The sequence below is a fragment of the Flavobacterium foetidum genome, assembly GCF_004634245.1.
Taxonomy (GTDB): domain Bacteria; phylum Bacteroidota; class Bacteroidia; order Flavobacteriales; family Flavobacteriaceae; genus Flavobacterium; species Flavobacterium foetidum.
On sequence record NZ_SJTF01000015.1, the window covers coordinates 91,501 to 110,554 of the forward strand.

Genomic DNA, 19,054 nt, shown 5'->3' on the forward strand with positions numbered 1-19,054 from the left:
TTTATAAAAGATAGAATTGTATGATTTAATGATTATTAAAAGGACGTGGGAAAAATCTTTATATTACGCTGACATAATTTAATTTTTAATTTAAGAAAAATACTATATTTGATTTTTACAACTAATACAAGAATTTTATAACCCAAATCGTAAATGAAAAAAAAAATATTAATGCTGCTGAGCTTTATAACTTTTGCAGCCAGTGCTCAGCAGATCAACGGAAGCTGGGCAGGAACCCTTAAAGTGCAGTCTGCTTCACTGAGGCTGGTATTTCATATCTCAAAGACAGAAACAGGATATACTGCAGTTATGGACAGCCCCGACCAGGGAGCTTACGGGCTGCCTGCTGGAAATGTTACATTTACTAATCCCTCGCTTTTAATTGAAGCCCCTGCGATGGGAATTAGCTACAAGGGAGAACTTAAAAATGATCATATCACAGGAGAGTTCAAGCAGGGAGGTCAGAAATTTAACGTAGATCTGTACCGTACTCAGGCGCAGAAGCCTGAGGAAAGAAAAAGACCGCAGGAGCCTTCAGAGCCCTATCCTTATTATACGGAAGAAGTTGTTTTTAAAAATGTAAAAGAAGGCATCGAGCTGTCGGGTACGCTCTCTCTTCCAAAAAAAGAAGGTATGTTTCCTGTTGCAATTCTTATAAGCGGAAGCGGGCCTCAGAACAGAGATGAAGAACTTATGGGACACAAACCTTTTCTGGTGCTTTCTGACTATCTGGTTAGAAGAGGGATAGGCGTACTTCGTTATGATGACCGCGGAACTGCTAAATCAGGCGGAGTATTCAAAACAGCGGTTACTGCTGATTTTGCACAAGATGCCTTGTCAGCAGTTGAGTATCTGAAAACCAGAAAAGAAGTCAATAAAAACAAGATAGGGCTTATAGGACACAGCGAAGGAGGTCTTATTGCGCCGATAGTGGCAAACAAATCAAAAAAAACAGCATTTATTGTACTAATGGCTGGTCCTGCAATATCTGGAGATCAGCTCCTTTTGACCCAGCAGGTGTATATAGGGAAGGCTTTAGGAAAAAGTGAGGCGGAGATTCAGAAATCAAAGTCAGAGAATGAAAAGGCTTTTGAGATTGTAAAAAAATATAGTGATCCTGCAGAATTAAAAGCTAATATGATCCGATACATAACCGAAATTTCCCAAAATGATCCTGCTAAACCTGAAGGAATTTCCCAGAAGGATTATGTTGAAGGTCAGGTTGCAAGAATTCTGAACCCTTGGATGACCAGTTTTATAAGATATAATCCTGAGCCTGCACTAGAGAAGGTAAACTGCCCCGTGCTGGCTTTAAACGGAGAAAAGGATCTGCAGGTTGTGCCAAAAGAGAATCTTGCTGCCATCAATAAAGCGCTGAGTAAAGGAGGAAATAAAAATAGTACTGTTAAGGAGCTGCCAGGTTTAAACCATATGTTTCAGGAATGCTCAACAGGACTGCCGAGCGAATATTCTCAGATTGAACAGACAATTTCTCCTTTAGCTCTTAGAACAGTCTCTGAATGGATTATTCTGAAAGTTAATTAAGAAAAATACTAATTAAATTGTTTTTTTTATAAGTTTTTATTTATTTTTTTATTTTTTTTATTTGAATATTATTATATATTCGCAGGATAATTCCTATTACAAATAATAACCTAAAAACATTATTAAAATGAAAAAAATCAGAAAATTTTCCAGCAGTCCGCTGGCTATTATCCTAGTGGCACTGAATTTATTATTTGCCAGCTGTTCCAGTGACACGGTTTCATCTGTGAACGACCAGACATCAGCCAAGCTCAGCGGTGAAGAGCTTTTTAAGTCCTTAATATTTGCTGACGGAGAATTATCAGAGGCTGTTCCGGCACTGAAAAGTGCATTTGACATGAATGATCTTACTGCAGAGCAGAAAGCAAATTACAAGAAAGCGGAGCAGGAAGCTATTGCCTACCTTAAAGGAAAAGATGCCGCATATTTTGAAAAATTCCAGAAGGAGATTTATTCAAAGGATCCTGAAATTATTCTTGCAAGCATAAAAAAGGTCGCTGGGGATATAAAACCGCTTATTGATAGTAAATTAGCTGTTTATAACCTGTCAGTTGAAAAAATCAGTAAAGAGTATTACCAGAAAAATGCAAAAAATGCCCCATTATCTGCAAAGGTACAGGTAGAGGCTTGCGGTGTATGGGCTCTGGCTATAGGTGTAGTAGTGGTTGCAGTGGCTGTTTTCTATGTAGCGGCAATCTCTGAGGTTACTTTTGGACTTTCGGAGCCACTGCCTCCAATTACAGAGGAAACTATTGCCTTGCAGGTAGCTGAAGGAATTGATGGACTTGAGAGACCTATCGGACTGGAATGAAAAGAAGCTTTTTAAAAATAGCCTATTTCTATTTTCTGGCGGCAGTATGCTTCTGCATAATCTTATATCTTACGGTTTTGAGTGTAAAGCCCAATCCGATAACACTGCGTTACGATCTGCCGTTTAAAAATACGTTAAATGCCCTTGCCCCTCAAGGCTGGGCATTTTTCACCAAAGACGTTAAAAAGGATTATTTTAATCTTTATTCACAGAACAGAGAGGAGTTTCAGCTAAAAGCTTCTGGTACTGAACAGTTATTTGGGTTTAAGCGTGACAACAGAATCATCAATCATAAAATTGGAAGTGTACTCAATAATGTGAATGCCAAATACTGGTATTCTTTCAAGGGCGACCCCCGCAAAGTGCCTCAGGACTCCCTTACCAAACTCTCTATAAAGATAAGTCCTCCCATGGTTTACGGAGTGTTTTTAGTTGAGAAAGGCAAGCCTCTTCCATATGAGTGGCACATTTCAAAGTTGAATGTCCGCCAGACCATGGATTATGTATTGCTTGAAATAAAAAAATAAACGCATGATTTTAAAACAACTCAGCGCAGCTGAATCATTTGTAAATAAAAACTGGTGGTCAAACTGGATAGGACTTAGCAGGACCATTATGGCATTATCACTGATGCTGACACTGCTGTCCAACAGCAGGTATACGCTTTTTTTTACGGGCTATCAGAATGAGACTTTCCATAAGTTCACCCATTATGAATTTAATTTTTTTTCTTTCTTCAGTGATTTTCAGACCGGAATTGCCTTCGCCGTAGCGGGTCTCCTGCTGGTGGCTTCGGGAATTTATCCGCGTTTCACATGTGTGCTGCATTGGTTTATTGCCTATAGCTTCAGCATTACATCAACCTGCATGGATGGAGGGGATCAGGTATCTGCAATATTGACCCTGCTTTTAATACCGATCTGCGTGCTGGATAAAAGGAAATGGCACTGGTCAGAGGATAGCTCTAAGCATTCTTTTTTTGCCAAAGCAACGGCTGCAGCCGCCTTTTATCTTATGTCTTTTCAGATATTTGTGATCTACTTTTTCGCTTCGGTTGGAAAATTCAAAATAGAAGAGTGGAAAAATGGAACTGCCCTTTATTATTGGTTTACCCAGCCATTGTTTGGGGTAACTGATTTTTTCAAGCCTTTTATTGAAGTCCTTCTCAGCAGTCCGGTAATTATAACGCTGCTTAACTGGTCGGTACTCGTCATTGAATTATTGATTGCTTTTAGTATCTTTACAATGGATGCCGGAAGAAAGAAAAAGATGGTTTTCATAGGTATTCTTTTTCACTTTTTCATCGCACTTTTTATGGGCATAATCAGCTTTTCATTTGTAATGTGTTCTGCCTTATTATTATTAATTTCTAATACCGTTAATTATGAGTTCAGAAATATTAATCTCCCTACTCTTGCTTTTGATTTCAGTGGTTTATTATTTCTTTCAGCCAAAAAAAATAAATAGGTTTTACGGCTATAGAAGCAGTAAATCCATGAAGAATCTTTCCAACTGGCAGTATTCTAACAGACTTGCTGCCATAGTTTTATTTAGGATGTCATTATTCAATGGCATACTTTTTTTCATCGTTTCACTTGTATATGGAAGCCTTAACAAAAATATCTTCGGGATTTTTTTAATCGCCCAATTTGTTGTTATGTTTTTTTACATAGAAAAAAAGATTGGAGAGTATGAAAAGAAATTGTAGATTACTTTGTTAAGAATTGTAAACCTTATAAAGCCTTTTAAGTCGTGTGATTTTTAAGGTTTTTTTGTGGTTTGTTATATCAGTGGATAAATCTATCTATGAATCTATAGCCTTTACAGAACGACAATTATTTAATATCAGATAAGAGAATAGTGGAACAAACCATTTTTTGTTTCAGTGGAACAACAATCATATTGGAAAACGGGAAATTTAAATAATTTGAAATATAAACCATTTAAGAATGAGAATTCATTTTCTGAAATTGAAAAGTAATTAGAAAAAATAGAAATTATAAGTCATAATTTTTCTTTATTCAGGTGGTTCGAATCCTGTTAAGTTATCGAATGATAAATTAACTATCTGTGCTGTTTTTTATAGAAATATATACACTGAAGCAATTTAGCTATTATTACAAAGAAAGAAAATAAAAGGAAAAATCTTCAAAAGTCAGCTTGTTTAGTGGCATAACTAAAATGGCGCCAATTGTCTTCAATTGGCGCCATCTGGCTGAGTGACCTCGACAGGATTCAAACCTGTAACCTTCTGAGCCGTAATCAGATGCGCTATTCAGTTGCGCCACGAGGCCTATTTTTCTCAATTCGGCTATTTTTAGTAGCTTTGTTGATTGCTGTTTGCGGGTGCAAAGATAGGCATAAATGTGAGATATACAAGGAAAAAATAACAGAAAATTAAAAAAAAATGAAGATAGAAAATTATATACGTGATATTCAGGGGTTTCCAAAAGAAGGAATTTTGTTTAAAGATATTACGCCTCTATTAAATAATCCTCAGGCTAGAACAGAGTGCCTAAAAATTTTGGTTGATTCCTTAAATGGACAACAAATTGATAAGGTGGTAGGAGCAGAATCAAGGGGCTTTTTTTTCGGAATGTTGTTAGCAAATGAACTTAACGCCGGATTTATTCCTGTTCGAAAGCCTAAAAAACTTCCATACGAAACAATTTCTGCTTCATACGAATTAGAATACGGGATTGATACTTTAGAAATGCATAAAGATGCCATACAAAAAGGAGATCGTATACTAATTCATGATGATGTTTTGGCTACTGGTGGTACAGCAAAAGCGGTTTGTGATTTGGTTACCGAATTGGGTGGCGAAATTGTTCAGTGTAATTTTTTAATGGAGCTTTCTTTTCTAAACGGAAGAGAAAAAATAAAGGATAATCCTATATTTGCTGCTATAACTTATTAGCCTTTCGCAAATGAAATTACTTTATGCTCTAACAGTACTTGTTTTATTTTCTTCTTGTAACAAAAAAGAAGAAGCTAAAAAAATACCGCTTAAAACTCCGTCAAAAGAAAAAATTACTGAAAATAGTATTGGTAAATTTTCAAATACTACATTCAAAAGTATTTTACGACCAAATCAAGATCTAGAGTTAAATAAAGTGTATACTGATACAGTTCAATTTATTGAATATAATACTGATTTTGATTACTATTTTATTGATGTAAAAAAAGTAAATGAAATCGTAGGTCTAAATACCAACAGTGACGATATAGACTTTAATCGAGGTGATGTACTAGAAGTAAAATGGAAAATTGACAGCATATTTATTGCAGGAGATGGCGAAAGGCTGGATTTTTCTGAGTGGCTTGTAGATGTAAAGAAAATTAAAGATGGAAATCTAAGTCTATTTAAAAAGAAATATAAGAAACCAATAAAATTTTATACCACTCAAGAGGATATGTCTGATGGGTACAAAGATTTTTTGTACAGAACAGTTGAATATTATTTGGCAAATTCTAAAAAAGAACTTGTGAAACTGCACATTCAAAACCAATTACCAGACGAGCAACTGAGTTATTCTATAGAAGATCGAGAACTCGGCGGAAGATCTTATGCTGTATTAGGATTGGCTAACGAATTTGAACATAGAACCAGCATAATCCAATGGTTATATGTTGATAAGGAAAGTAAAAAGCTTTATGAATACGATTTGGGAAATGATAAGTTAGTAGAGTTTCCATAAAAATCTTTTTTGTTTGCTATACACAAACAATTTTATGCTTTATGGCATATAAAACCAATCCGATACGCGTTTTTATTTCGAGTTTATCAAAAAGTGATTCTCTGTAACCGTCAATTGTTTTTGGGCTTAGACACATTTCAGAGGCAATTTCTTTATAAGTCATTTCAGTACAGGCGTGTTTGATGAAGACAATTTCTTTCTCTTTCAGACTGATTTTTTTATTATCGCTGTTGACTTTGTTGATAAGCATTCCAGAAACGAGTTCAGTAAAATAAAAACCTTTCTCAATCACGCATTCAATCGCTTCTCTAAAAATTTCTGGAGAGGTGTCTTTCAGCAGGTATCCTTTTGCTCCATTGGTAATCATTTTGATTATGATATCTTCATCATCATTTACCGATAATGCAATAACCTTTAATTCTGGTCGGTTGTCCTTAAGCCATTTCATGGTGCTCAAGCCATCGAGAACCGGCATATTTACATCAAGCAAAATAAGGTCTATGAGCTCTGAATCATGGTTTTCTAGGTAATCAATAAACACTTTCCCGTTTTCGAAACGCTCTATAACTTCGTAATCGCCAAAGCTTTTAATCAGCAGTTCAAGAGACTGAGAAAAAAGCAGATGGTCGTCTACGATTATGATTTTGTTTTTTGAATTAGTTTTCATCACATTGTATTAAAGGATATTCTAATGTTACGCTAGTTCCGGTCTGGTCAGATGCCAAAACAAGTTTGGCTCCAATCAACTTTGCCCTTAGTTTCATATTATTGAGTCCTAAACCTGAAGTTGAGTTTTCGAGGTCATAACCGATTCCGAAATCTTTTAAGATTAATCTAAAAACTTTTGATGTCGTTTCAATAAAAACATCAAATGAATCGCTTCTTGAATGTTTTAGGCTATTATGAAGCGCTTCCTGAAAAATACGATAAATAATAAGCTCGTGTTCTTCGCTTATGCAAGGTATTTCTCCGATCTGATTAAAATTGTACTTTATTTTTTTAAGCTTTTTAATTCGTTCCAAATCCTGCTGAATGGCTTCAAGAAAATTGTTCTGCAGCAAATTGTCTTTATTTATTATTCGCGAAAGGATCCGTAATTCGTCCAGAGATTTTGCTAAAACTGCCTTTAAGTCCTTAAGTTCGTTTATTTCTACATTTTCGCTGCTGATAGAAATATTGAGCTGCATAATGGCAACAGAAATAATCTGGCCAATATTATCATGCAGTTCCTTACTGATTTCAGAAAGAGTCTGGTCTTTAATCTCAATCCGTGTTTTGATCAATTCAGATTGAAAATAGAGTTCAGATTCCATCTTATCTACCAAATAACTATTCTTTTTCTTCAAAAAATAAAAGAAAATAATGAGCAGAATAACCAGTAATGTAAAAAAAACAATGCCTAACGAAATAACTAATAATTGTATTTCTTTTCGCTCCATGCAAATCCAATTATAAAACAGCCGTGCATCAAAAAGTTTAAAATAAACAACACCAGACTGAATATCGATTCATCTTGTTTGATCAAAAACCAGTTAATTGCAAGCATAAAGGGAAGAAATGGAACATGAAAAACCAAAATTCCCAAGATGTACCAAAAAAAGACTGATTTTTTAAAATTTAAAATTTTGTCCGAATTAAAAATTTCTACCAAATATAAGCAGGATAAAATCATTACAAGCAAAACTCCGATAGCAAAACTGTAAGTAAACGATTGATTTATTTCTTCCTTAAAATATAAAAGGTTTAAAACAAACGAAACCATAAACAGGATTAAAAAAAGTACGGCAGCAATTCTGTTGTTGATCTTAGTGAGTAGAGATCTTATGAGTAGTATGTAAGCAGTAAAACTTGCAAACATATAAAAATTGTAAACATAATAATTGAGTAACCCAGTCCAGTAGGTAAAATAGTACCCCACTATTTCTATGAGCACTGCAAACCAGATTAGAACTACTAAAAATTTAGCTTTATTGCCAGGGAGTTTCGGTAACGAAAGTACTCCGATTACCCCTGACAATAAAGCCATATAAATAATGTAAGATCTTAAAAATTCGAACATAAATTTTATTAATATAATAAGCTTGGCGGTCTGCCGATATTTCCGTAGTTCATTGGTTCAAGGCTTTGTATGTCTTCAGATGTTTCCTCAACTTCTACAAAATTTTGAATCTTTGCTGTTTCATTCTTTGCAACTTTTTTACCGGTCGGAACCAAAAATAAGGTCGTCATTCCGGCTTTTTCTCCAAGTTTTTCATCTTCAGGATAAACACCAAAGTAAAATCGGATTCCGTCAACCGCATATCCCTCTTCTGCTCCTTGGGTTTTTACATAGTGTATGTATTTCTCCAATTCTTCTATAGAATACCAAATTGCGTTGGCATCTTCTTTTTGCTTTTTGTTTGCAGCTAGAGAGGCTCTTTTACTGTTGTAATTTACATTTAGCTGTTTTGCAAATTCTTTTGTGATTAATTGACTTGGTTTTGAGGGAGGATTTTTCATGGTTTATTAATTTGTTTATGGGTTAATTTAATTGGTTGACTGTTCCTTTTTAGATTGATTGTGGCGACAAAACTATTGGAAACATAAAATAACAACAAGGGGAAAAATACCCTTTTTTGGCTTGGGTAAATGTATTTAAAAAATTCATTTAAAATATGATTTTTTGATATTTTGTAATAATTTACTTTTACATTGTTGTTTTCGTACAAGAAAAGTATTTCAATTTGTTTTCTATCGAAAATTTAAATGATACAAGATGATTTCGCCTTCGTTGATTCTGGTGGTACAGGCGAATATAGACGTTTAGAAAAGGCGAAAAAGCTGTCTCAGGACAAAAAAGTTGTCGATGCGGCAAGTAGCGGAGTTTCTTGGGGATTGTTTCAGCTAATGGGATTTAATGCAGTTTCTCTCGGATACAGAAGCATTGATGAATTTGTCAAAAAATGAGTGAAAATGAGGGCGCACATTTAAAAGCGTTTGGACTTTTTCTGGAAAAGTATAATTTGATTGCTCTTTTGAGGGAAAAGAATTGGGCTTAGTTTGCACGTAAATACAACACACCCGCCTACAAAACCAATAAATTATGAGGAGAAACTAGAACGGACTTATGTGAAATATTCAAAACAAACAAAACAAAAAACCTGACAGAATCCAAAAAATGGTTGTCAGGTTTGGTTTTTATTTCTTTAAAGCTTTATCTCAAACTTGCTCCAAGCTCAGTTTCAAAAGTCTGTTGCAATTTAGACATGATTTTATCAATCTGAGAGTCAGTCAGCGTTTTGGTGTTGTCCTGAATCGTAAAGCTTAAGGCATATGATTTTTTTCCTTCCGGAAGATTGTCGCCTTGGTAAACATCAAATAAATTGATATCTTTTAAAAGCGTCTTTTCAGTCTGTTTGGCAAGATTAAAGATTTTCTCGTATGTAGTGCTTTCATCAATAAGCAATGCCAAATCTCTTCGTACTTCAGGATACTTCGGTATTTCGGAATATTTGATTTTTCCAGTAATGATTTTTAGAATCAAATCCCAATTGAAATCGGCAAAATAAACATCTTGTTTGATTCCGAAATGTTTTAAAATAGGTTTTTTCACAACACCCATTTCAACCAAAATATCATTATTGTAAGTAATAGCTGTTCCTTCGGAATAAACATCAGACTGAACAGGCGCATTTGAAACTTTCTCGATTCCTAAACGATTTAAAACCGCTCTAACATAGCCTTTCAGCAAAAAGAAATCGGTTCCTTTTTGAGGAGTTGTCCAGCTTTCTTTGTTTCTATTTCCTGAAATAGACAAGGTCAGATGTTTGTGTTCTTCGTAACCGTTTAAATATTTGTGATACGATTTTCCGAATTCAAATAGTTTTAGATCCGAATTTTTTCTGTTGATGTTGTATGAAATAGCTTCCAGAGCAGAGAACAACAAAGACTGACGCATAACAGCCAAATCACTGCTCAACGGATTAAGCATAGTTACATTGTGCTCTTCTTTTAAAACAGTCGATAATTTGGCGTAAGTTCCGGTAGTCAAGGAATTGGCCATCATTTCATGAAATCCTTGAGAGTTCAACTGAGAAGCGATTACGTTTTGTACTTTATAATCTTCTGTTCTAGGAGAATTGGATACAGTTGCATTGAATTTTTTAGAAAACTCAATATTGTTATAACCGTAAACCCTTAGAATCTCTTCAATAACGTCAATTTCACGCTGTACATCTACACGATAAGCTGGAATTGTTAATCCTAAGCCGGTATCTGAAACGCTGTTTACTTTAATGTCTAGAGAAACCAATATTTTCTTAATGGTATCTTTCGGAATCTCCTGCCCAATGATTTTGTAAACATGACTGAAATTCAATAATACAGAGAAGTCTTCTACCTTTTTAGGATAGACTTCAACCACATCAGAAGTTACTTTTCCTCCAGCAACTTCTTGGATCAAAAGTGCTGCACGTTTTAAAGCATATTCTGTAATAGTAGGGTCGATTCCTCTTTCAAATCTAAAAGAAGCATCTGTATTTAATTGATGTCTTTTTGCTGTTTTACGAACGCTTACGGCGTCAAAATAAGCACTTTCTAAGAAAATAGAAGTAGTTCCTTCAGAAACTCCTGATTTTTTCCCTCCAAAGACACCGGCTATGCAAAGCGGCCCTTTTTCGTCACAAATCATTAAATCTTCAGCATGTAATGTTCTTTCAACATCATCAAGAGTAACAAATTTTGTTCCTGCAGGTAATGTTTTTACAATCACTTTTCCGTTGATTTTCGCAGCGTCAAAAGCATGAAGCGGTTGTCCTAATTCATGTAAAACATAATTAGTAACGTCAACAATATTATTTTTTGGGGTTAATCCAATAGCTTTTAAGCGGTCTTGCAGCCAAGACGGAGAATCCTGCACAGTAATTCCAGAAATGGTAACACCACAATATCTTGGTGCCAATGCAGGTTCTTCAACATTTACATCAATTTTGAGTGTACGCATGTCAACTCTGAAATTGCTCACAGAAGGGGTGATCAATTCTACGTTTACCCCACGTTGCAGCATTCCGGCTCTTAAATCGCGAGCAGTACCGTAATGGCTCATTGCATCGGCACGGTTTGGTGTCAATCCGATTTCAAAAACTTCGTCATTTACGATTTTAAAAACTTCTGCAGCGGGAGTTCCTGGAATAAGATCTTCAGCGAGAACCATAATTCCGTCATGACTGTTTCCAAGACCTAATTCGTCTTCGGCGCAAATCATTCCATGACTTTCCTGTCCTCGAATCTTTCCTTTTTTTATAGTAAACTCCGCACCTTCTTTATCATATAAAACGGTTCCGATTGTTGCAACAGGAACTTTCTGCCCCGCAGCCACATTCGCAGCTCCGCATACGATTTGCACTGGTGCTTCTAAACCGATATTTACGGTTGTAACTTTTAATCTGTCGGCATCAGGATGTTTTTCGCAGGTAAGTACGTGTCCGACAACAACTCCTTCCAGGCCGCCTTTAATTGATTGATATTTTTCAACAACTTCTACTTCAAGTCCCAGATCAGTAAGCAATTCTGAAGTCTGTTCAGAAGTCCAATCTGTTTTAATGAATTGCTTTAACCAGTTGTAAGATATTTTCATTTGATTTTTATTCTTTTTATGAGGATACAAATATAAGGATTGCGCTGCTGAGTAAGAAAAAATTAATTATTTTTTTGAGAACATACACATACAGGCTGTTTATAAAATTAATACTAAAGTCTTTAGATCAGTTCCTCTATATGTTTTTTGATGTTTTCGGATATTTTTTTTGTAGGCAAATCGTTTTCATCATCTCCAAAAGGATCTTCGATTTCTTCTGCAATCAACTCAAGACTCGCCAATACATAGAATATAAAAACAACGACTGGCGCTACAAAATAGCCTAAACTTACTGCATAGCCAAAAGGCAAGGTCATGGTATAAAAGAAAATGAATTTTTTTATAAAAGCGCTGTAAGAGTAGGGAATAGGCGTGTTTTTTATTCGTTCGCAAGCACCACAGATGTCGGTAAAAGCAACCAGCTCATCATTTAAAGTAATGAGCTGTTCGCCAGTAATTTTATTTGCATCATAAAGATCATTAATCTTCTGATACATAATTCTTTTTAGTTGGTTTGGCTTATGCTTATGATGGTCAATTTCTAAATCAACATCCTCAAAAAGCTGTTTGCTGGTGTCTTCATCTTTTAAATGAATCTGAAGAATGTGAGCATACATCGGAATGTATTTTCTAAAAAACTTGCGGTCATTTTCATCTTTTAAGATAGCCGAAAGTTTTATAGCCAGATTGCGACTGTTGTTCACTAGGCTTCCCCATAGTTTGCGTCCTTCCCACCAGCGATCATAAGCGGTATTGGTTCTAAAAACAAGCAATAGAGAGATTACAAACCCAAGCATTCCGTGCATGATCGGAATATTATGAATGTAATCCTTATTGGTAACTTTAAAATAATGAACTTCTAGATAACCGACCGTTGCGGCATAAATCCCGATGGCTGCCATAATTGGAAGCAATTTTCTAACTGTATCAGATTTGTGAAAATGAAATATAAAAGTAAACCAGTCTTTGGTGTTGTACGAAATCATTTAAGTTTGTTTTGAAACAAATTTAAATCAAAAATTAATATTTCCAGCTAATTCTTTTAAGGCAATTTCTGATAATTTTGCTTCGTATTGCGCATTGCTGTAACGAACTTTTGCATTGACATAATTAAGTTGCGCTGTTCTGAAATCGATAGTAGTAATGGTACCGATTTTAAATTTGTCAAGCGTTATGTCTAAATTCTGTTTTGCAATTGCTTCGTTGTCTTCCTCTAAGTCAATTAATTCTAAATTAGTTAGATAAGTTTGAAAAGCCGTGCTCAATTGGGTATCCAAAATTAGATTCTGCTGTTCTATAGCAATCTGAGTATTCTCTATCTGTAGTTTGGCAACTTTCTCATTACGATGCTGATTGAAGCCGTCAAAAATATTCATGGAAGCATTAAAACCGTAATTTAGACCTCGTGATGAAGTTTCGCTGGTAAAACCCAAACTAGATTGGCTTTCAGAGAAATTGTATCCTGTGGTTAATCGCAATATAGGATAGCGATCTGCCTTAACTTGTTTCAATTGCAATTCGGCAATTCGCTTGTTGATTATTTGTGCTTCCAGTGTTGGATTCTGTTTTTTTGCCAATTCCATTAAATCTACCAAAACCAATTTATTGTCAACAGTTACTTCATCGGTAACCTTAAAGTCAATTTTTGGATCTCGTGCTAGATGTTGGTTTAGCAATATTTTGGCATTGGCATACGATTCTTTTTGTCTTAGCAGCGCCACTTGATCAGAATTTAAATCTACTTGAGCATTTAAAACCTCTAATTTTGAAGCTTTTCCGATACTAAAACGATTTTGCGCCAAAGTAAGTCTCTGATTTGAAATAACAATTGTAGTGTCTAAGGCAGCCAACTGCTGCTGCTGCTGTACCAAATCGTAATATGCAGAATTTACCTGACCAATTTTTAACAAAATGGTTCTTTTAAGTTCAGCATCTCCCAATTTTTGGAGTTCCTTCAGTTGATCAAGTCTTGCAAACATTTTCATTCCGTCAAAAACAGTCCATCCTAAACTCACACCATAGGTTAAGCTATTGTTTTTGGCATTGTCTAGAGATGTTGTAGTTCCGTCTTGACGAGTCTGAGACGAATTCATAATACTGTTGTTGTCCAGCACATTTGCAGTTGCTGTTGGCAACATTCCAGCATTTCCAATCGTTACGTTGGTCTCGCTGATTTTAGTATTGTTTTTCGCAATCTTAATTTCAAAATTGTTTTCCAAAGCTATTTTCATAGCCTCTTCAATAGTAAGAACTTCCTGTGCAGCAAGATTAGCTGAACAAAACAAGCTTACAATCAAACTAAAGAATAAAACCTTAATATTCATATGTTTTTTGTTTGCCTCAAATGTTGTATTTCAGTTAAATAGAAAGACAAAATTAAGGTTTATAATTATTTACTTTCTCTTTCGTATTCGTCGATTTTGTCAAATTCTGGATAATGCTTTCTGGCTTTTGACCACATAAAATAAATTGCTGGAATGACAAAAAGTGTCAATGCTAATGAAAAGATAGTTCCACCAACGATTACGACTCCCATACCGATTCGGCTGGTTGATGCTGCTCCAAGTGACATTGCAATAGGAAGCGCTCCCAATGCGATTGCTAAACTTGTCATTAAAATCGGACGCAGACGTGCCTCAGAGGCTTCTAAAATAGCTTCCATTTTTGGTTTGCCTTGTTCGCGGAGCTGGTTCGCAAATTCGACAATCAAAATACCATTTTTGGTTACCAAACCAATGAGCATTACAGTACCAATCTGGCTAAAGATATTCCATGTCTGATTAAAGAGCCATAACGAAAACAAAGCTCCTGCAACTGCCATCGGCACGGTAAGAATGATAATAAACGGATCAATAAAACTCTCAAATTGTGCAGCCAGAATCAAGAAAATTAATAATAATGCCAAGCCAAAAGCAAACGACGTATTAGAAGAACTCTCAACGAAATCTCTTGATTCTCCACTTAAATCGGTTGTAAAGCTTTCATCAAGGACTTTTGCTTTTATTCTGTCCATTTCTGCAATACCGTCACTGATGCTTTTTCCTGGAGCTAAACCAGCAGAAACAGTAGCCGACATATAACGGTTGTTGTGATACAATTGAGGAGGATTACTTTGTTCTTCGACATTTACCACATTGTCCATCTGAATCAGCTGTCCCTTGTTATTTTTTACAAATATCGAAGTCAGGTCTAAGGGTTTAGAACGATCTTTTTGATCAAACTGACCTATCACTTGGTATTGTTTTCCGTTTTTAATGAAATATCCAAATCTTTGTCCGCTTAACGAAAGCTGTAAAGTCTGTGCGATGTCAAGGATCGAAATGCCTAAACTTTCCGCTTTTTCACGATTTATACTGACATTGATTTCGGGTTTGTTAAATTTCAGGTTTACATCAGAAATCGAGAAAACATCACTTTTTCCAACTTCATCCATAAAAACAGGGATCTTCTCTCTCAGTTTTTCAAAATTCGGAGCCTGAATAATATACTGAATCGGTAGTCCGCCTCGTCTGTTAACTGCAATTGTAGGTTGTTGAATAACAGAGGTTTTTGCGTCAGGATATTGTTTGGTCCATTTAGTAAGTTTATCTGCGATGTCTTTCTGAGATCGAGTACGTTCGTCAGGCTGTTTTAATGATAATCTGATAAACCCGGTATTAGTTGCCGAAGCTCCAAATCCAGGTGCGGTAATAACAAGACTTACCTTTTTTTCTGGAATCGAATCGTCTACCAATTGCGAGATTTCTTGCATGAAACGATCGGTATATTCATATGACGAACCTTCTGGCGTAGTCATACGCATTGTTACAGAACTTCTGTCGTCATAAGGAGCAGTTTCTTTTGGCAATATTGTAAAGAACAGGTAAATCAGTCCAAAACAGGCAATTAGTATTGGAAAACTGAGCCATTTTCTATCCATAAATTTTGAAAGCGCTTCAGCATAACTGCTGTTCATTTTTTCAAAAAATGGTTCAGTTTTGATATAGAATTTCGACTTCTTCTGTTCGCCGCCTTTCATCAGATAAGCATTAAGCATCGGAGTCAATGTCAATGATACGAAAGCAGAAATTAAAACCGCAGCACCAATGACCACACCAAATTCCCTAAAAAGCCTTCCAACGAATCCTTCGAGGAAAATTACGGGCAAGAATACAGCAGCCAAAGTAACCGAAATGGAGATTACTGCATAGAAGATTTCATTTGAGCCTTTGATGGCCGCTTCGATAGGCGACATTCCTTCTTCTACCTTTTTAAATATATTTTCAGTGACCACGATTCCGTCATCCACAACAAGACCAGTTGCTAATACAATCGCTAAAAGGGTTAATACATTGATTGAAAACCCAAAAAGCCACATTATGAAAAAGGTTGCAATTAGCGAAACAGGAATATCAATTAAAGGTCTGAAAGCGATTGCCCAGTCTCTAAAGAACAAATAAATGATCAAAACCACCAAAACGATTGAGATTCCTAAAGTCTCAGCAACTTCTAAGACAGATTTTTTTACGAATACGGTGTTGTCAAGTGCGATGTTCAGCTTTATATCTTTCGGAAGGTCTTTTTTTAGCGCCTCGTATTTTTTATAAAATTCGGCAGAAATATCTAGATAGTTTGCACCTGGCATCGGTACGATTGCAAGACCAATCATCGGAAGTCCGGACTGGCTTAATTTGGTTTCAATATTTTCAGGACCCAATTCGGCGCCTCCAATATCGCTCAAACGTACAATTTTGTCGCCGTCAGTGCGGATGATAATATTATTGAATTCTTCCGGTTTAGAAAGATTTCCAATCGTTTTTACGGTCAGTTCGGTATTGTTTCCCGTCAATTTTCCCGACGGAAGTTCCACATTCTGTGCATTCAATGCCGTTCGCACATCAGCTACCGTACATTTATATGCTGTAAGTTTTGCAGGATCAATCCATAAACGCATGGCGTAGCGCTTCTGACCCCAGATTTGTACACCGCTTACTCCCGGAATTGTTTCCAAGCGTTGCGAAATTACATTTTCTGCGTAATCGCTTAATTCCAAAGAACTTCTAGTGTCACTTTGAACTGTCATCGAGATAATTGCATCACTATCAGCGTCGGCTTTAGAAACAACTGGAGGAGCATCAATATCCTGAGGTAAATTCCTAATCGCCTGCGACACTTTATCACGAACATCATTGGCGGCTTCTTCCAAATCTTTATCAAGATTAAACTCAATAGTGATGTTGCTGCTTCCTTGATTACTCGAAGAGGTTATATTTCGGATACCGTCAATGGCGTTTACAGCTTTTTCTAAAGGCTCTGTAATCTGCGATTCAATAATATCTGAATTGGCTCCTGTATAGTTGGTCCTGATCGATACCTGTGCCGGATCAATAGAAGGAAATTCTCGAACACCTAAAAATGTGTAACCAATGAAACCGAATAAGATAATCAAAAGATTCAGTACAATGGTTAAAACAGGTCTTCTAATACTTGTAGTTGATAAACTCATATTGTGATTTTAGATTTTAGATAGTTGATTTTAGATTTCTGATGTTTCATCTGAAGCCTATTCCCAATAAGGGACTAAAATCTCTAATTATTTAACTTTAACTATAATTGGTGCTTCATTTTTTAAAGACATAACACCACTGGTAATTAGCGTATCCCCAGCCTTTAATCCTGATAAAACCAAAATTGATGCGTCTGTTCTTGTTGTTGCTTCTACCATTACCTCTTTGGCTTTTCCGTTATCAGCAATATAGACTTTTTTACCGCTCTGTACCGGTATGATAGCTTGAGTTGGCACCACAATAGCATCTTTAATAATGCTTAATGGCAGTTTTACATCAGCAAATGTTCCAGGAAAAAGCTTGCCGTCAACATTGTCTGCAATAGCACGAATTTGCAGTGTTCTGGTTTCAACAGCAACTTCTGGTTCGATAGCGTAAATTTTGGCATTATAAACTTTTTCAGAACCAGAAACGGTAAAATCTATAACCGACCCGTTTTTAACCTGCGAAGCATATTTTTCTGGAATAGAAAATGTAATTTTTAGTTTTGCTGTATTTACCAATTTGGCAACCAAAACTGTTGGAGTAATATAGGTTCCTGGCGAAATAGAACGCAGACCTATTTTTCCTGAGAATGGAGCTTTTACAGATGTTTTTGCAATCTGCGCTCTTATTAATTGACTTTGCGCTTGCGCAGAAGCGTGATCAGCTCTTGCCACATCATATTCTTCCTGACTTATGGCTTCTTTTTGAAGCAATAATTTTGCTCGTCTTTCATTTTCAGAAGTCAGGCTTTGTTTTGTTGCAGCCTGCTGCAGTTGCGCTTTTAATTCGATATCATTAACTTTAAAAAGTACTTGTCCTTTATTTACATAACTTCCTTCATTGAAGAAAATCCCTTCTACGATTCCAGATACTTCACTATGAATTTCTACTTGCTCATTTGCCTCAATAGAACCAGAAAGCGAGAGATTGTTATCAAACGTAGAAGTTTTTACGACCATACCCGTTACGGTTGTCGGCTTGTCTTTGTCGTTGAATTTTTTAGAATCATCATTCTTACTTTTGTTTGAAACTATTCTGTAAGTAATAAATCCTCCTATCACAATGACTAGCAGGGCGTAAATGAGATGTTTTAATTTCATAAGAAATAAGGTAATTAGGGATTTTAGGTTTTGTTTTAGTAAGCTTGCAAATTTAGCTTTTTGGGGCGAAATCGAAAGTTCTTACCCTTTATTTAACATTTGCATTTATAAAGGTTTTCATTAGACTAGAAAAGGCGCAAAAGGTTTAATTAATTTTTTATTTTTTTTGCTTTTTTTAGACTTTATAGGGTTTGTCTGACTTTGCAGGAGGCTGTTGTTTGTCTAGTTTTAGCACTCTCTTATTTTTTCATTTAGTGCCGTTATACCATGGGATTCATGAGTCTGATATTTACTGTAAATGATGTTTACTGTATATTTTTGTTTTTTTTATCCGATTATTTTGAGCTTTACAAATATAATTTGTAACATTGGCAATGTTAAACAAAATACAAAATTACAATTCTTAAAGTTTGTCTCTAAAAATAAAATATTGTTAAATAATCTATTGATTTATAGTGTTTTATGGTTTTTAGTAAATTATAGAACTAAAAGTATTAACATTTGTTTATATATTTAAAGAAGTGAAATGTAATTTTTTCTGAGGACAATCCAAAAAGTAATTTACATACTTCATTGCATCTCCCGAAATATTCGAAATTTAAATTTGACCCCCAACAAATCTAAAATCAAAACTATAACCTAGTTGAATATTTTCACTTAATCTTATTTAAGCGAGATGTGATGGAGTTTTTTTTGTTTGTTTTAAGTTTGAGGTTTCGAGTTTCAAGTTTCAAGTTTCAGGTTTCAGGTTT

Annotated in this window: 16 protein-coding genes and 1 tRNA gene; 8 read left to right on the forward strand and 9 right to left on the reverse strand. The window is 35.4% G+C overall.

All coding sequences use genetic code 11. The annotated features are described in order from the left end of the window. The first annotated feature begins 171 nt into the window (after positions 1–171). The 5 genes from E0W73_RS17865 (at position 172) to E0W73_RS21740 (ending at position 4,064) form a co-directional block, all read left to right on the forward strand. The gene (locus E0W73_RS17865; protein ID WP_244248509.1) at positions 172–1,545 is read left to right on the forward strand and encodes an alpha/beta hydrolase family protein; all 1,374 of its coding nucleotides are present in this window, start codon (positions 172–174) and stop codon (positions 1,543–1,545) included. Between the two features lie 127 nt (positions 1,546–1,672). Next, complete coding sequence (locus E0W73_RS17870; protein ID WP_135223400.1) at positions 1,673–2,356, forward strand: hypothetical protein; 684 nt, start codon at positions 1,673–1,675, stop codon at positions 2,354–2,356. After that, positions 2,353–2,883 carry an SdpA family antimicrobial peptide system protein gene (locus E0W73_RS17875; protein ID WP_135223401.1) on the forward strand — a complete coding sequence of 177 codons (531 nt, stop codon included), beginning with the start codon at positions 2,353–2,355 and terminating at the stop codon, positions 2,881–2,883. Before E0W73_RS17870 ends, E0W73_RS17875 begins: the two co-directional genes overlap by 4 nt. A gap of 4 nt (positions 2,884–2,887) precedes the next feature. Further along, positions 2,888–3,823 carry a sporulation-delaying protein SdpB family protein gene (locus E0W73_RS17880; protein ID WP_135223402.1) on the forward strand — a complete coding sequence of 312 codons (936 nt, stop codon included), beginning with the start codon at positions 2,888–2,890 and terminating at the stop codon, positions 3,821–3,823. Between the two features lie 28 nt (positions 3,824–3,851). Continuing rightward, a complete protein-coding gene (locus E0W73_RS21740) occupies positions 3,852–4,064 on the forward strand; it encodes a hypothetical protein (protein WP_162847726.1) in 213 nt (70 codons plus the stop codon). A gap of 512 nt (positions 4,065–4,576) precedes the next feature. On the opposite strand, the gene E0W73_RS17890 is transcribed toward E0W73_RS21740, so the two are convergent. After that, a tRNA-Arg gene (locus E0W73_RS17890) sits at positions 4,577–4,650 on the reverse strand. A 113-nt stretch (positions 4,651–4,763) separates the two neighbouring features. Between E0W73_RS17890 and E0W73_RS17895 the strand changes: the two genes are divergently transcribed. Further along, the gene (locus tag E0W73_RS17895) at positions 4,764–5,276 is read left to right on the forward strand and encodes an adenine phosphoribosyltransferase (protein ID WP_135223404.1); all 513 of its coding nucleotides are present in this window, start codon (positions 4,764–4,766) and stop codon (positions 5,274–5,276) included. Positions 5,277–5,286: 10 nt separating this feature from the next. Next, positions 5,287–6,057 carry a hypothetical protein gene (locus tag E0W73_RS17900; protein WP_135223405.1) on the forward strand — a complete coding sequence of 257 codons (771 nt, stop codon included), beginning with the start codon at positions 5,287–5,289 and terminating at the stop codon, positions 6,055–6,057. 16 nt (positions 6,058–6,073) lie between these two features. Here E0W73_RS17900 and E0W73_RS17905 read toward each other — a convergent pair whose 3' ends face one another. The 3 genes from E0W73_RS17905 to E0W73_RS17920 form a co-directional block, all read right to left on the reverse strand. Next, the gene (locus E0W73_RS17905) at positions 6,074–6,724 is read right to left on the reverse strand and encodes a response regulator transcription factor (protein WP_135223406.1); all 651 of its coding nucleotides are present in this window, start codon (positions 6,722–6,724) and stop codon (positions 6,074–6,076) included. Further along, positions 6,714–7,496: a sensor histidine kinase gene (locus E0W73_RS17910; RefSeq protein ID WP_135223407.1), complete on the reverse strand. Its 783-nt coding sequence runs from the start codon at positions 7,494–7,496 to the stop codon at positions 6,714–6,716. Before E0W73_RS17910 ends, E0W73_RS17905 begins: the two co-directional genes overlap by 11 nt. A 628-nt stretch (positions 7,497–8,124) precedes the next feature. After that, entirely contained in the window at positions 8,125–8,556 is a 432-nt protein-coding gene (locus tag E0W73_RS17920; RefSeq protein ID WP_135223409.1) for a hypothetical protein, read from the reverse strand. 246 nt (positions 8,557–8,802) lie between these two features. Between E0W73_RS17920 and E0W73_RS21610 the strand changes: the two genes are divergently transcribed. Next, on the forward strand, positions 8,803–9,003 hold the full coding sequence (locus tag E0W73_RS21610; RefSeq protein ID WP_244248510.1) for an N-acetylmuramidase domain-containing protein: 201 nt from the start codon (positions 8,803–8,805) through the stop codon (positions 9,001–9,003). Positions 9,004–9,250: 247 nt separating this feature from the next. On the opposite strand, the gene pheT is transcribed toward E0W73_RS21610, so the two are convergent. From pheT to E0W73_RS17950, 5 genes are all read right to left on the reverse strand, one after another. Next, on the reverse strand, positions 9,251–11,671 hold the full coding sequence (gene pheT, locus E0W73_RS17930; protein WP_135223410.1) for a phenylalanine--tRNA ligase subunit beta: 2,421 nt from the start codon (positions 11,669–11,671) through the stop codon (positions 9,251–9,253). 122 nt (positions 11,672–11,793) lie between these two features. Beyond that, entirely contained in the window at positions 11,794–12,657 is an 864-nt protein-coding gene (locus tag E0W73_RS17935; RefSeq protein WP_135223411.1) for a bestrophin family protein, read from the reverse strand. A gap of 27 nt (positions 12,658–12,684) precedes the next feature. Further along, positions 12,685–13,995, reverse strand: coding sequence for a TolC family protein (locus tag E0W73_RS17940; RefSeq protein WP_135223412.1), 1,311 nt, complete (start codon positions 13,993–13,995; stop codon positions 12,685–12,687). A 65-nt stretch (positions 13,996–14,060) separates the two neighbouring features. Next, a complete protein-coding gene (locus E0W73_RS17945) occupies positions 14,061–17,156 on the reverse strand; it encodes an efflux RND transporter permease subunit (RefSeq protein WP_135223413.1) in 3,096 nt (1,031 codons plus the stop codon). An 87-nt stretch (positions 17,157–17,243) separates the two neighbouring features. Then, on the reverse strand, positions 17,244–18,302 hold the full coding sequence (locus E0W73_RS17950) for an efflux RND transporter periplasmic adaptor subunit (RefSeq protein ID WP_135223414.1): 1,059 nt from the start codon (positions 18,300–18,302) through the stop codon (positions 17,244–17,246). Between the last annotated feature and the right edge of the window lie 752 nt (positions 18,303–19,054).